Source organism: Streptococcus mitis (assembly GCF_946188685.1).
In the GTDB taxonomy this organism is placed as follows: domain Bacteria; phylum Bacillota; class Bacilli; order Lactobacillales; family Streptococcaceae; genus Streptococcus; species Streptococcus mitis_CC.
Window position 1 is genome coordinate 1 of record NZ_CAMHWH010000041.1, and the last position, 251, is coordinate 251.

A 251-nucleotide genomic window follows, 5' to 3' on the forward strand; every position below is an offset into this window, starting at 1 on the left:
TGACTTGCTGATGTCGACGCGCTTGTTGATGCTGACTCAGATGCCGATTGACTTGCGCTTGTTGACGCACTTGTTGAAGCTGATTCAGATGCCGATTGACTTGCTGATGTCGATGCACTTGTCGATGCGGACTCAGATGCTGATTGACTTGCGCTCGTTGAAGCACTTGTTGAAGCTGACTCAGATGCCGATTGACTTGCTGATGTCGACGCACTTGTTGATGCTGACTCAGATGCCGATTGACTTGCTGA

The 251-nt window shown here is 49.8% G+C and carries 1 protein-coding gene; it reads right to left on the bottom strand.

Features of this window, described 5'->3' with window-relative positions; translation table 11 throughout:
• Positions 1 to 251: hypothetical protein (locus N8N51_RS10385; RefSeq protein WP_261104147.1), on the bottom strand; the 251-nt coding region annotated here is incomplete at both ends.